At 58.4% G+C, this 13,219-nt stretch carries 11 protein-coding genes; 4 read left to right on the top strand and 7 right to left on the bottom strand.

Annotation, left to right across the window (positions count from 1 at the left end; translation table 11 throughout):
* Positions 1–152: 152 nt before the first annotated feature.
* Entirely contained in the window at positions 153–1,004 is an 852-nt protein-coding gene (locus ACLTXB_RS05365) for an undecaprenyl-diphosphate phosphatase (protein ID WP_110440898.1), read from the top strand.
* A gap of 48 nt (positions 1,005–1,052) precedes the next feature.
* On the opposite strand, the gene ACLTXB_RS05360 is transcribed toward ACLTXB_RS05365, so the two are convergent.
* From ACLTXB_RS05360 to ACLTXB_RS05345, 4 genes are read right to left on the bottom strand one after another with little or no spacing between them, the layout of a single operon-like run.
* Positions 1,053–2,663 carry a CTP synthase gene (locus ACLTXB_RS05360; protein WP_428226286.1) on the bottom strand — a complete coding sequence of 537 codons (1,611 nt, stop codon included), beginning with the start codon at positions 2,661–2,663 and terminating at the stop codon, positions 1,053–1,055.
* Between the two features lie 19 nt (positions 2,664–2,682).
* The gene (gene purF, locus ACLTXB_RS05355) at positions 2,683–4,140 is read right to left on the bottom strand and encodes an amidophosphoribosyltransferase (RefSeq protein WP_428226285.1); all 1,458 of its coding nucleotides are present in this window, start codon (positions 4,138–4,140) and stop codon (positions 2,683–2,685) included.
* A gap of 13 nt (positions 4,141–4,153) precedes the next feature.
* Positions 4,154–5,731 (bottom strand): asparagine synthase B, encoded by a 1,578-nt coding sequence (gene asnB / locus ACLTXB_RS05350; protein ID WP_428226284.1) that lies wholly within the window; start codon positions 5,729–5,731, stop codon positions 4,154–4,156.
* Between the two features lie 18 nt (positions 5,732–5,749).
* Positions 5,750–7,849: a glutamine synthetase III gene (locus tag ACLTXB_RS05345; protein WP_428226283.1), complete on the bottom strand. Its 2,100-nt coding sequence runs from the start codon at positions 7,847–7,849 to the stop codon at positions 5,750–5,752.
* A 318-nt stretch (positions 7,850–8,167) separates the two neighbouring features.
* Here ACLTXB_RS05345 and ACLTXB_RS05340 point away from each other — a divergent pair, with 318 nt between their 5' ends.
* On the top strand, positions 8,168–9,385 hold the full coding sequence (locus ACLTXB_RS05340) for a glutamine synthetase family protein (protein ID WP_428226282.1): 1,218 nt from the start codon (positions 8,168–8,170) through the stop codon (positions 9,383–9,385).
* Between the two features lie 26 nt (positions 9,386–9,411).
* On the top strand, positions 9,412–10,038 hold the full coding sequence (locus ACLTXB_RS05335; protein ID WP_008980326.1) for an ANTAR domain-containing response regulator: 627 nt from the start codon (positions 9,412–9,414) through the stop codon (positions 10,036–10,038).
* 49 nt (positions 10,039–10,087) lie between these two features.
* Here ACLTXB_RS05335 and ACLTXB_RS05330 read toward each other — a convergent pair whose 3' ends face one another.
* From ACLTXB_RS05330 to ACLTXB_RS05320, 3 genes are read right to left on the bottom strand one after another with little or no spacing between them, the layout of a single operon-like run.
* On the bottom strand, positions 10,088–10,882 hold the full coding sequence (locus ACLTXB_RS05330; protein WP_243142138.1) for an HAD family hydrolase: 795 nt from the start codon (positions 10,880–10,882) through the stop codon (positions 10,088–10,090).
* Positions 10,883–10,884: 2 nt separating this feature from the next.
* Complete coding sequence (locus tag ACLTXB_RS05325; protein ID WP_428226281.1) at positions 10,885–11,550, bottom strand: HAD family hydrolase; 666 nt, start codon at positions 11,548–11,550, stop codon at positions 10,885–10,887.
* Positions 11,537–12,148, bottom strand: a complete 612-nt coding sequence (locus tag ACLTXB_RS05320) for a DNA-3-methyladenine glycosylase (RefSeq protein WP_428226280.1) — start codon at positions 12,146–12,148, stop codon at positions 11,537–11,539. The genes ACLTXB_RS05325 and ACLTXB_RS05320 overlap by 14 nt, the downstream gene beginning before the upstream one ends.
* Before the next feature lie 92 nt (positions 12,149–12,240).
* Between ACLTXB_RS05320 and ACLTXB_RS05315 the strand changes: the two genes are divergently transcribed.
* Complete coding sequence (locus ACLTXB_RS05315) at positions 12,241–13,161, top strand: DMT family transporter (RefSeq protein WP_428226279.1); 921 nt, start codon at positions 12,241–12,243, stop codon at positions 13,159–13,161.
* Positions 13,162–13,219 lie beyond the last annotated feature (58 nt).

Raw genomic sequence — 13,219 nt, 5'->3', positions numbered from 1 at the left:
GGTACGGCCATGTCTGTTTTTATACAATTTTTAAGAAAAGAATGGACTATTTGCCCTTGTTTCTTTCCTTTCCCCGTGTTATACTTTCCACTCGGTTAATGTGTTTGTAACAGGCACAGCGAAAACGACATACGTTGGAAAGGAATTTTGCCATGTTGATTGTTGAGCTGCTGAAGTCCTTCTTCCTGGGCGTGGTGGAGGGCATCACCGAGTGGCTGCCCATCAGTTCCACCGGCCACCTCATTCTGGTAGATGAATTCATCAAGCTGAATGTCACCACCGAGTTTATGGATATGTACCGCTACGTGATCCAGCTGGGCGCGATTTTAGCCGTACTCGTGCTGTTTTTCCATAAGCTCAACCCCTTCTCTCCCCGGAAATCTTCCCATCAGAAGCGGCAGACCTGGACCCTGTGGGGCCTGGTGGTTCTGGCCTGCATCCCCTCTGCCGTCATTGGTCTCCCCCTCAATGACTGGATGGATGAGCATCTGATGAACCCCTGGGTGGTAGCCGCTGCTCTGATCGTCTACGGCGTGGGCTTCCTCATTATCGAGGATCGCCGCCGCACCCCTGCTATCCGCCGCACCAGCGACCTCACCTGGCAGATTGCCCTGTGCATCGGCCTGTTCCAGGCCCTGTCCATCATTCCCGGCACTTCCCGCTCTGGCGCTACCATTTTGGGCGCTATCATTTTGGGCTGTGCCCGGCCTGTGGCTGCGGAGTTCTCCTTCTTCCTGGCCATCCCCACCATGGTGGGTGTGAGCGTCCTGAAGCTGGGCAAGTTCTTCGCCGAGAAGATCGCTGCTGGCGAGGCTCTCTTTACCGGTCCGGAGGCCGCTATCCTGGCGGTAGGCTTTATCGTCTCTTTTGTAGTCTCCCTGTTGTGCATCCGTTTCCTGATGGACTTTGTGAAAAAGCACGACTTCAAGCCCTTTGGCTGGTACCGCATCGTCCTGGGTATTCTGGTCCTGCTGTTTTTCGGTATTCGTGCGCTGGTGGCATAACACTGGTTTGGATAAAAAATGTCCGCTCCAAGTTGGAGCGGACATTTTTTATTTTACTTGTTCTTTCCGGCTGCCGGCTGCCGCCACAAACCCACGAAACAGGGGGTGAGGACGGTTGGGACGGCTCTTGAATTCCGGGTGGAACTGAACTCCCACAAAGAAGGGGTGTCCGGTGATCTCCACCGCTTCTACCAACCGACCGTCGGGAGACTGGCCGCTGAGCCTCAGCCCGGCCATCTCCAGTTGGGCACGGTACTGATTATTGAACTCGTAGCGGTGACGGTGACGCTCGTAAATCAACGGTTCACCATAGCACTGGTAAAGACGGCTGTCCGACTGCACCCGGCAGGGATAGCTGCCCAGACGCAGCGTACCGCCCTTGTCGATCTCATCATTTTGCCCGGGCATAAAGTCGATGACCTTTTGCGGACAGGCCGGGTCAAACTCTCCGGAATTGGCCTGGGAGAGCCCCGCCGCATGGCGGGCAAACTCCATCACGGCAATCTGCATACCCAGACAGATCCCCAGGTAGGGGATCTGCTTCTCCCGGGCGTATTGGGCGGCCAGAACCATCCCCTCGATCCCCCGGCTTCCAAACCCGCCGGGAACCAAGATCCCATCCAGCCCGTCCAGCTGAGAGGAAACCGTTCCTCCGGTCAGCCCCTCCGAGTCGACCCACCGGATATATACCCGGGTATCCAGGGCATACCCCGTGTGGCGCAGAGCTTCGGCCACCGAGAGGTAGGCATCGTGGAGCTGAACATATTTGCCCACCAGACCGATGGTGACGCTGCGGCTTTGCCGGCGGATACGCTCCACCATCTCCCGCCACTCCCGCAGATCAGGCGGCGGAGTCCGCAGTCCAAGCTCCCGGCACACGACCCCTGAGAAATTGGCTGCCTCCAGCATAAGAGGGGCCTCGTACAGGCTGGGCAGAGTCACGTTTTCGATCACGCAGTCGGGCCGTACCCCGCAAAAGCCTGCAATCTTCTCAAACACGCTCCGGTCGGTAATGGGCTCATCACAGCGCAGGACGATAATATCCGGTGAAATACCAAAGCCCTGCAGTTCCTTTACCGAGTGCTGGGTGGGTTTGGACTTGTGCTCCCCGGAGGCACGCAGGTAGGGCACCAGGGTGACATGGATATACAGCGCGTTGCCCTGGCCTGCTTCCCGTCCTACCTGACGGATAGCCTCCAGGAAGGGCTGGCTCTCCATGTCGCCGGTGGTACCGCCAATCTCCGTGATGACCACGTCGGCCCCGGTTTTTTCTCCTACGGAGTAAATAAACCGCTTGATCTCGTCGGTGATGTGAGGGATGGTCTGCACGGTCTTGCCCAGATATTCCCCCCGGCGTTCCTTGGCAATCACGTTGGAATAGACCCGCCCGGTAGTCAGGTTGGAAAACTGGTTCAGGTCCTCGTCAATGAAACGCTCATAATGTCCCAGGTCCAGGTCGGTCTCCGCCCCATCCTCGGTGACAAACACCTCTCCATGCTGGTAGGGACTCATGGTCCCCGGGTCCACATTGATATAGGGGTCCAGCTTCTGGGCGGCCACTTTCAGCCCCCGAGCCTTCAGCAGTCGGCCCAGGGATGCAGCGGTAATGCCCTTACCCAGTCCGGACACGACACCGCCGGTCACAAATATATACTTCATATCATAGCCTCCCGTGCTTTTATTGTGGCTTGCGGGGAATTTTATATTCAAAACGGTCCTTCTCTCCGCTCTGGGGAACCGATGTGGGATATCCTCCGCCAAAACAGGCGGTACAGAAGCCCATCTCCCGGCCTGCCAACGCCCTGGTATGTTCCAAACTGAGGTAGCCCAGAGAATCCACCCCAATGATATCTGCAATCTCCTCCACACTATGGTGGTTGGCAATCAAGTTTTCACCGCTGTCGATGTCGGTACCGTAGTAGCAAGGGGCCACAAAGGGCGGCGCGCTGACCCGCATGTGGATCTCTTTCGCCCCCGCCCGGCGGAGCATGGCAATGGTACGCTGGCAGGTCGTGCCCCGAACAATGGAATCGTCAATGAGGACCACTCGTTTGCCCTCCACCGCCTCCCGCACTGGGTTGAGCTTCAGGTCCACGCCCTCCTCCCGCATAGCCTGGGTGGGCGCGATAAAGGTGCGTCCCACATACCGATTTTTCGTAAAGCCGATGGCGTAGGGGATGCCGGAGGCCTTGGCGTAGCCCAGCGCGGCATCCAGGCCGGAGTCGGGCACACCGATTACCACGTCCGCCTCCACCGGGTGTTCCTGGGCCAGGAAAGCCCCCGCCCGCTCCCGGGCATGGCTCACACTGCAGCCCTGGATCACCGAGTCTGGGCGTGCAAAGTAAATAAGCTCAAACACGCAAAGGTGGGGCGCGGTCCGTCCACAGTGACTTGTGTCGGTCCGCACCCCTTGGGCGTCGGCCACCACGATCTCCCCCGGCAGCAGATCCCGCACCAGCTTGGCTCCTACCGCATCCAGAGCACAGGACTCGGAGGCAAACACGATGCTCCCGTCGTCCCGCTTTCCCAAGCAAAGCGGCCGGAACCCCATAGGGTCCCGGGCCGCAATGAGCTTGGCGGGGGAGGAAATGACCAGGGAGTATGCCCCTTCCAGCCGATCCATGGCGGCAGAAACTGCCGCCTCGATGGAGGGCTGGCGCAGCCGCTCCTGGACGATCAGATAGGCAATGACTTCCGAGTCTGTGGTGGTGTGGAAGATGGAGCCCTGCTCCTCCAACTTGTGGCGCAGAGGCACAGAGTTGGTGAGGTTGCCGTTGTGGGCCAGAGCCATACGCCCTTTGAAGTGGTTGATAACGATGGGCTGTACGTTGCGCTTATGGTCGGAGCCGGTGGTGGCATAGCGCACATGGCCTACGGCGATATTTCCTTGGCCCAGCGCTTCCAGCCGTTGGGGAGGAAATACTTCACTGACCAGTCCCACGTCGCAGCAGGTGGAGAACACCCCCCGGTCGTTGACCACGATGCCGGCGCTCTCCTGTCCCCGGTGCTGCAGAGCAAACAGGCCGTAATAAGTCAGGCTGGCCACATCCTGCTCCTTGGGGCTGCACACCCCAAATACACCGCACTCCTCGTGCAGGTGCCGCTCCTCTCCCCACATTCTCTGTTCCTCCTTCATGCTGTATCTTTTCTTACAGTCCGCTAGCGCCGTAGTTGGACAGCACACGGGCCGAGGGGTCATCCACATCGCAACCCTCCCAACTGCGGTTGGGCATCCAGAAGCCAGCCACCATCTCCGCCTGGCCGGGGTAGTACTTCTCAAACAGCTCCCGGTAAAGAAGAGACTCCTGGGTAAAAGGCTGCGCGTATGTATATGCCTTGCACTTCTCTGCAAACTCCTTTTGGGTGTAGCAGCTCTCCGCATAGTCCTTCAGATCGTTGACCAGAGAGTGGCCTACTGCATCGGAGAAGGCTGCCTTCTCCCGGTAGAGAATGTTAGTGGGCAGGTAGTCCCCCTCAAAGGCCCGGCGCAGCAGGTATTTGCCCTTGCCGTAGTGGTTGCGCTTTTTCTCGGGGTCGATCGCCATGACATAGCGGACAAAGTCCAGGTCACCGAAGGGCACCCGGGCCTCCAGAGAGTTGACCGAGATACACCGGTCGGCCCGGAGCACATCGTACATGTGCAGCTCCCGGATGCGTTTCTCCGCCTCATGCTGGAACTCCTGGGCGGAAGGGGCAAAGTCGGTATACTTATAACCGAACAGCTCGTCGGAGATCTCTCCGGTAAGCAGCACCCGGATGTCGGTCTGCTCGTGGATAGCCTTACACACCAGGTACATACCGATGCTGGCCCGGATGGTGGTGATGTCGTAGGTGCCCAGCAGGGCAACTACCGGCTCCAGGGCCTCAATCACATCGTCCCGGCTGATGATGACCTCGGTGTGGTCGCTGCCGATGTAATCAGCCACCTCCCGGGCGTATTTCAGGTCGATGGCGTCGGTATCCATACCGATGGCAAAGGTACGAATGGGCTTGGAACTCTTCTTGGCTGCGATGGCACACACCAGAGAGGAATCCAGGCCGCCGCTGAGAAGGAAACCCACCTTGGCATCAGCAATGAGCCGCTTCTCTACACCGGCAATCAGCTTCTCCCGAATGTTCTGGCAGATAGTATCCAGATCGTCGTACACCGGCCGCTCCACCCGGGTCATATCGGCATAGCGCACGAAGACGCCGTCCTTATAGTAGTGTCCCGGAGGGAAGGGGGCGATCTTATCTACCAGGCCCACCAGGTTCTTGGGCTCACTGGCAAAGACCATGACGCCCTTCTCATCCCGGCCGTAATACAAAGGCCGGATGCCGATGGGGTCACGGGCGGCTACATAGCTGCCGCTCACCGCGTCAAAGAGGATGCAGGCAAACTCTGCGTCCAGCATGCGGAACATATCGGTTCCATATTCCCGATACAAAGGCAGCAGCACCTCGCAGTCGGAGTCGCTGACAAAGGTGTACTTGCCCTCCAGCTTCTTGCGCAGAGCATCAAAGCCGTAGATCTCGCCGTTGCAGACTACAAAGCTTCCCTCCAGCTCAAAGGGCTGCATCCCTTCCGGCCGGGGATCCATGATGGCCAGACGGTGAAAGCCCAGCAAGCCCATCCCGGTATCTACGATCCGGGTGTCATCCGGTCCACGGGAGAGAGTACGGTCAAATCCTTGTCGGAAGGTCTCGTAATCCATACCCTCCCCGCAATATCCCATGATGGAACACATAATTTTTCCTCCTTATATTCAGCGCACGCCGAACAGCAGTTCCCCATAACTGGGGAAGGGCCAATACTTCTTCGCTGTCATGGTCTCTGCCTCATCCACCGCTGCCCGCAGGCTGCCCATCTTAGGCAGGATCTCGTCCCGCACATAGTCGGCCTGGACCATCACGTCACTCTCATCTCCCAAGTGCACCATAGCCAGTTCCAGCTCGTCGGTGCGCTGAGCAATCTGATCGGTAAGCTGAGACAGCTTGCTCACCAGTCCTGCTTCATAGCTGCAGCTCAGCTGAGCCACTGCAGTCCGCTTGGCCGCAACTCCGGCGGCTACTGAGGCAGTGTACTCCTCCACCGCAGGGAGGATCTCCTTCCGGGCCATGTCGATCATGGTCAGGGCCTCGATGCTCACCGTCTTCGTGTAGTTTTCCAGCATGATCTCGCAGCGGGAACGGAGCTCCGCCATGGAGAATACCTTATGTCCGGTGAGCAGGTCCGCATTTTTCTCACTGAGCAGGCAGGGCACACAGTCAGGCGTGGTGCGCAGGTTCAGCAGTCCCCGCTCCTGGGTAGCCTCTTTGATCCAGGCATCGTCATAACCGTTGCCGTTGAAAATGATGCGCTTATGCTTGGACACAGTCTCCCGGATGAGGTCGTGGAGGACCTGGTTCTTGTCCTCTCCCGCTCCCTCCAGACGATCGGCATACTCCTTGAGGGACTCGGCCACCGCGGTGTTGAGCATGATGTTGGCACAGGCGATGGAGTTGGAGGAGCCCAGCATCCGGAACTCAAACTTGTTGCCGGTGAAGGCAAAGGGAGAGGTACGGTTGCGGTCGGTGGTATCCCGGGCAAACCGGGGCAGAGTGTGGACTCCCAGCTTCATCTGGGTGGGCTCCACTCCGGCGTAAGGCGCATCTTTTTCGATGGCCTCCAGGATGCCGGTGAGCTCATCTCCCAAGAAGACGGACACCACGGCGGGCGGAGCCTCGTTGGCACCCAGCCGGTGGTCGTTGCCCGCGGTGGCTACCGACATACGCAGCAGGTCCTGGTAGTCATCCACCGCCTGGAGCACCGCGCACAGGAACACCAGGAACTGGGCGTTTTCATGGGGAGTATCCCCGGGAGAGAGAAGGTTTACTCCCTCATCCGTGGAAATGGACCAGTTGTTGTGCTTGCCGCTGCCGTTTACTCCGGCAAAGGGCTTTTCATGGAGCAGACACACCAGACCGTGGCGGGCGGCCACCTTCTGCATGATCTCCATGGTGAGCTGGTTGTGGTCGGTGGCGATGTTTGTGGTGGTGTAGATAGGAGCCAGCTCGTGCTGGGCGGGAGCCACCTCGTTGTGTTCGGTCTTGGCCAGGATACCAAGCTTCCACAGCTCCTCATCCAGTTCTTTCATGTAAGCAGCCACCCGAGGCTTGATGGAACCAAAGTAGTGGTCGTCCAGTTCCTGTCCCTTGGGCGGACGTGCACCGAACAGAGTGCGGCCGGTGTAGATAAGGTCGGGGCGGCGGTCATAGAGGGCCTTGTCCACCAAAAAGTATTCCTGTTCCGGTCCCACACAGGTGCGCACGTACTTGACGGTGTCATTTCCCATCAGCCGCAGCACTCGCAGTGCCTGCTTGTTGAGCGCCTGCATGGAACGAAGCAGCGGGGTCTTCTTGTCCAGCGCCTCGCCTCCGTAGGAGCAGAAAGCGGTGGGGATACACAGGGTATCGTCTTTAATAAACGCGTAGGACGTGGGGTCCCAGGCGGTATAGCCTCTGGCCTCAAAGGTAGCCCGCAGGCCGCCGGAGGGGAAGGAGGAGGCATCCGGCTCGCCCTTGATAAGCTCCTTGCCGGAGAACTCCATAATGACCCGCCCATCGGGCGCCGGGCTAATGAAGCTGTCATGCTTCTCCGCCGTGATCCCGGTCATGGGCTGGAACCAATGAGTAAAATGGGTAGCTCCCTGTTCCACGGCCCAGTCCTTCATAGCCTGGGCCACCGCATTGGCCACGGACAGATTGAGCTTGGCCCCCTCATCCATGGTCTTGCGCAGCGATTCATACACCGGCTGGGACAGTCTGGCCTTCATCACGCGGTCGTCAAAGGCTTTGCATCCAAAATACTCCGGTACGGTCATCATGTGACTCACCTCTTTCAAAAATTCAAAAAAAGGCGACGGCGCCCTGGAATTTCACTTCCAAGACGCCGTCGTCTTTTCATGGGCATACTATACCCTTCCCCCCTCCGGATTGTCAAGGGCGGAATCACAAAAATTTCTTGCCTTTGAAGCCGTGTGTTTTTCCAAAAGAGCAAATTGACAATTTCCGCCGAATGTAGTATTTTATCTACCATGAACAAGGATGTTCCCTGGGAGAAGTGTCCCCTTTTTCCCCCGGAACGTCCCTTTTTTATTTCATCCCGGGAGTTGATTCCCGCCCACAAGGGAGGCATACACGCCATGAAATATTCACCGGAAGAAGTCATCCAGTTCGTCCAGGAGGAGGATGTGAAGTTCATCCGTCTGGCCTTCTGCGACGTATACGGCAAGCAAAAAAACATCACCATCATGCCCAGCCAGCTTCAGCGGGCATTCACTTACGGCGTGGCCTTTGACGCCTCGGCCATTGCCGGCTTTGGCGGAGAGGTCCGCTCTGATCTTTTTCTCCACCCCGATCCTGCCACCCTCATCTCCCTGCCCTGGCGGCCGGAGAACGGCCGGGTGGTGCGCATGTTCTGTGACGTCACCCACCCGGACGGCACTCCCCTGGATTCCGACACCCGTGGGCTGCTGAAAAAGGCTGTGGCCCAGGCCGCTCAGGAGGGTTACGCCTTTGCTTTCGGCTCGGAGATGGAATTTTATCTCTTTCAAACCGACGAGGCGGGCAATCCCACCACCCAGCCCTATGACCAGGCGGGCTATATGGACGTGGCTCCCGAGGACAAGGGAGAGAACATCCGCCGGGAGATCTGCATGATCCTGGAGCAGATGGGCATCCAGCCCGAGGGCTCTCACCACGAAGAGGGACCGGGGCAAAACGAGATCGATTTCCGTTACTCCGATCCTCTCACCGCCGCCGACAATGCGGTCACTTTCTGCTCCATTGTTAAGACGGTGGCTGCCCACAACGGCCTGTGGGCCGACTTCTCCCCCAAGCCTTTAAGCAACCGGGCAGGCAGCGGCCTGCACATCAATTTCTCCGTTAAGGGGCCAGAGGGCAGCGATCCCCTGCCCCATGTTATCGCCGGACTGTTGGATCAGGCCTATCCCCTTACCGCATTTTTAAACCCCACCGCTAATTCCTATCTGCGCCTGGGCAGCAGCAAGGCCCCGGGCTACATCACCTGGTCCTCGGAGAACCGCTCCCAGCTGATCCGCATTCCGGCTGCCGTCGGCGAGTTCCGGCGTGCGGAGCTGCGCTCCGCCGACCCTGCGGCCAATCCCTACCTGGCCTTTGCCATGCTCATCTATGCGGGACTCTACGGCATCAAGCAGGGGCTCACCCTTCCTGCTCCCGCCGACTTTAACCTCTACACCGCGCCCGCCGGTGTTCTCTCCCGCTACCGTCGGCTGCCCACCTGCCTGGAAGAGGCTATGAGCGCCGCCTGGGAGAGCAAGTTTGTCACCCAGCACCTGCCCCCCTCGGTAGTCGCCGCCTACTGCCGCCGGAGAGGCTGATATCATTTGGAGAAGGAGGAGATGTTATGGTATTCCAGGAACGCACGTACAGCGTACTGGTGGTTTCGGCCTCGGCCGCCTTTGACCGCACCGTCTCCGACCTGCTCCCCCGCAATGATTTCTTCCCAGTAAACATGGTAAAGAGCTGTGGAGAGGCCCGCCGGGCGCTGCTGGACAAGGAGTACGATATCGTCCTCATCAATGCCCCTCTCCAGGACGACTTTGGTATGCGTCTTGCTATTGACGTGTGCAGCACCAGCCACGCTGGAGTTCTATTGTGTGTGAAGAGCGCGCTTTATAACGACGTCTACTCCAAAGTGACCCCTCACGGAGTGCTCACCCTGTCTAAGCCCACCTCTCTGCCCATGATCACCCACTCTCTGCGGGTACTTTGTGCCCTGCGGGAGCGGCTGCGCAAGCTGGAGGCCAAACAGCAGTCGGTGGAAGAGCGCATGGAAGAGATTCGTCTGGTGAACCGGGCCAAGTGGCTGCTCATCCAGTGTCTCAACATGACGGAAGCCCAGGCCCACCGCTACATCGAAAAGCAGTCTATGGACACCCGTGTCTCCAAACGGGAGGTGGCCCAGGACATCATCAAGACCTACGCCGGGCAGCCCCCTTTGAGTGATAACCCATTCTCCTCTCTGCCATAAAAAACCGCGCTGAGTTCCAGATCTTTGTCTGTCGCTCAGCGCGGTTTATTTATAAGGTTCCTCCCGCCAAAAAATCACGCAGCCGTTCTTCCACATCGCTGCAGCGCAGAGAAAACTGCTTGCCCAGCTCCGGGTCGGCCTGCTCCATCAGGTAGCCCCGGCCAGCCCGGTGAAGCATGGCAGCGTCGTTCCAGTTATCCCCAAAGGCAACGGTCTCCTCCGGCGAGACTCCCAGCGCCCGGCACAGCTGCTCCAGGCCGGTTCCCTTGTCTGCCAGAGTAAAGTCCAGCCAGTCGGGACCTGCCGCCGCCATATGCAGCGCCTCCCCCCACTGGGGTCCCAGAACCTGGGCAGGCTCTTTGGTCCCTGCGGGGCAGTAAGCCGACACCTTCAAAATGTCCTCCTCAATTTGCCGGGGATGCTCCAGAATCTGGACTCGGTTGCCCTTCTCATCTTTCAGCATGGACACATAGTCGCTGGTACACCGGCACACATAGCTCACGTTAGCGCCGGACACCAGCAGCTGGCAGCCCGGCAGAGCCAGGATGTCCTCTGCCAGAGCAAGAGACGCCTCCCGCGGCATAGAAGTCTTGCCCAGTACCGGGGCGTCCTCCTCCCGGCCCGCTCCATAGAGAATGGCCCCGTTTTCACACAGATAGGCCAGCTCATCCTGCACCGGGGCGAACAGACCGCGCAGGGAGTGGTACTGCCGCCCAGAGGCGGGACAGAAGATCACTCCCCGCTCCCGCAGCTGCTCAATCACCTGGAACAGGCTGGGCCGCAGGTTGATCTGCCCATAGGGCAGCAGAGTCCCATCAATATCACTGACGATCAATTTCACCATAGTCATGTTTCTCCTTGAAAGATCCGCTTTTCCAGCTCCGTGGGCAGGGTCTGGAAGGTTTCTACCCAGTAGCGGCACAGCTCTTGAAGCTCCGCTTCCCGACCTTCAAACAGGGCATCCTTTACCCCCGCCACCGACCAGCCCGCCTGGCGGGCGGCAGCACAATAGTCCGGAGCGTCCTCAAAGAGCAGGCAGTCTCCACAGGCCACTCCCATCTCCTCCGCTACCCGGCGGTAGAGGTTAGAGTCGCGCTTTTCCAGGCCCAGTTCCTTGGTGGTAATGACCCGCTCCAGAAGCGGTAGCAGGCCGTGGCGCTCCAGAGCCGCTTGGCAAAGGGGCGGCATGCAGGAGGTGAGCACCGCCATCCGCTCCCCCGCCTGGTGGCAGCGCAGCAAAAACTCTTTCGCTCCCGGCTTCAGAGGCAGCGTGTGGGCGTAGGCCTCCCGGGCCAGTTCCATCCAGGCATCTAAAATCTCCTGCGGACTATGGGGTAGCCCAAAGCGCTCTTTCGTGTAGCGGGCGGCGTCCGGTGCACTGTGGTGGGCCACATAGTCGGTATAGTCGGCCGGTACCGGGGAGATCCCCTGCCGCCCTAAAAATTCCACATCGATGTCCAGCCACACCCCGTTGGAATCCAGCAGGGTGCCGTCCAGATCAAAAAACAGCATATCCATCCTCCTCCACCCAGAACCGCCAGGGAAAGTCCACCGCTTCCTCCGCATAGTCGATCCCCACCCGGGGTCCCACATGGATCTTAGCCGGGTCGGGTGCTGGTCCGTCGCACACGTAAAGAGGCGGAACGGTCAGGTCCAGACCGTTTTCTTCCCGGGTGAGAGCCAGTCCCTTACACAACTTTCCAGGCCCGTCCAAAAAATGGCTGGTTTGATACCTGGTAAGCTCATTTCCCTTGCGGCCAAAGCGATTGTCTGCTATAATATCCCTGTTTTGGACGGGAACCGCCCCTCGCAGCAATACTGCGCATGGTTCCCCCTCCGGTTCGGTCACCAAATTGAGGCAGTGATACATTCCATAGATGAGATAGATGTAGGCGGTGCCCGGCGGCGCAAAAAGAGTCTGGGTGCGGGGCGTACGCTTATACCCGTAGGCGTGGCAGGCCTTGTCCATCCGTCCCACATAGGCTTCCGTCTCCATGATGCGGCACATCAGCGTCTTGCCCTCATACTCCCGCACCAGATATTTGCCCAAAAGGTCCCGGGCCACCTCCACGGTATCCCGGTCATAAAAGGACTTTGGCAGGATCTTCACCTATCTCACCTCCAGGAGAGAAATACGTTCAAAGCAACGGTATCCTACCATGTTTCCCGTAAAAATGCAACTTCGTACAGGAGTGAAATGCAATGAAATCCAACCTCTCCCGCAAGCTGGCCAAACCCATGCTGTTTTTGGCCGCTTTTATCTGGGGCACCTCCTTCTTCATTATGAAAAATACGCTGGATGCTACCCCGGTGTTCTGGCTGCTCACTTTCCGCTTCGGCACGGGAGCCATTCTGCTGGGGCTGTTCTGCTGGAAGAAGTGGGGGACTGTTTTTAAAAAGGACTATATCTGGCGCGGCGGAATTCTGGGTGCTTTCCTCTATCTGGCTTACAGCGCCCAGACCTTTGGTCTGGTATACACCACGCCTTCGAAAAACGCCTTTCTGACTTCGGTCTACTGCGTACTGGTCCCCTTCCTTTACTGGTGGCTGGCCAAGCAGCGCCCCGACCGCTATAACATTCTGGATGCTGTGCTGTGTGTTGCCGGAGTTGGCCTAGTATCCCTCAACGGCGATCTCACCATTACGATAGGGGATCTGCTCACCCTGGTCAGCGCTCTGTTTTACGCCCTGCACATTGTAGCGGTAAACAAGCTCTCCCCCGGCAAGGACGTTTACCTCATTACTGTCTTCCAGTTTGCAGGTACGGCAATCCTGTCTCTGATCAGCGCCGCCCTCTTCCAGCCCTTCCCTGCTGCCATCTTCTCTCAGGCGCAGGTACTGCTGCCTCTGCTTTATCTGTGTGTGGTGTGCACCACGGTGGCTCTGCTGTTCCAGAATGTGGGACAGGTAGGCTCTGACCCCTCCTCCGCCTCGGTGATTTTATCCCTGGAGTCGGTATTCGGCGTACTGTTCTCGGTGCTGTTCTACGGCGACCCGGTCACTCCCCGTCTGCTGGCCGGCTTTGCACTGATTTTTGTGGCGGTCATTTGCTCGGAGACCAAGTTCTCCTTCCTTCGCTCTAAGCGCAGTCCCTCCAAGGAACAGACCGCAGACAGCTTTTAGTTGAATCAATTGTGAGATTATGGTATAATATTGTTTACTGATTCTTAAAACTTCACGT

The organism is Flintibacter sp., assembly GCF_046973065.1.
This window is presented reverse-complemented; position numbering and strand designations above follow the sequence as displayed.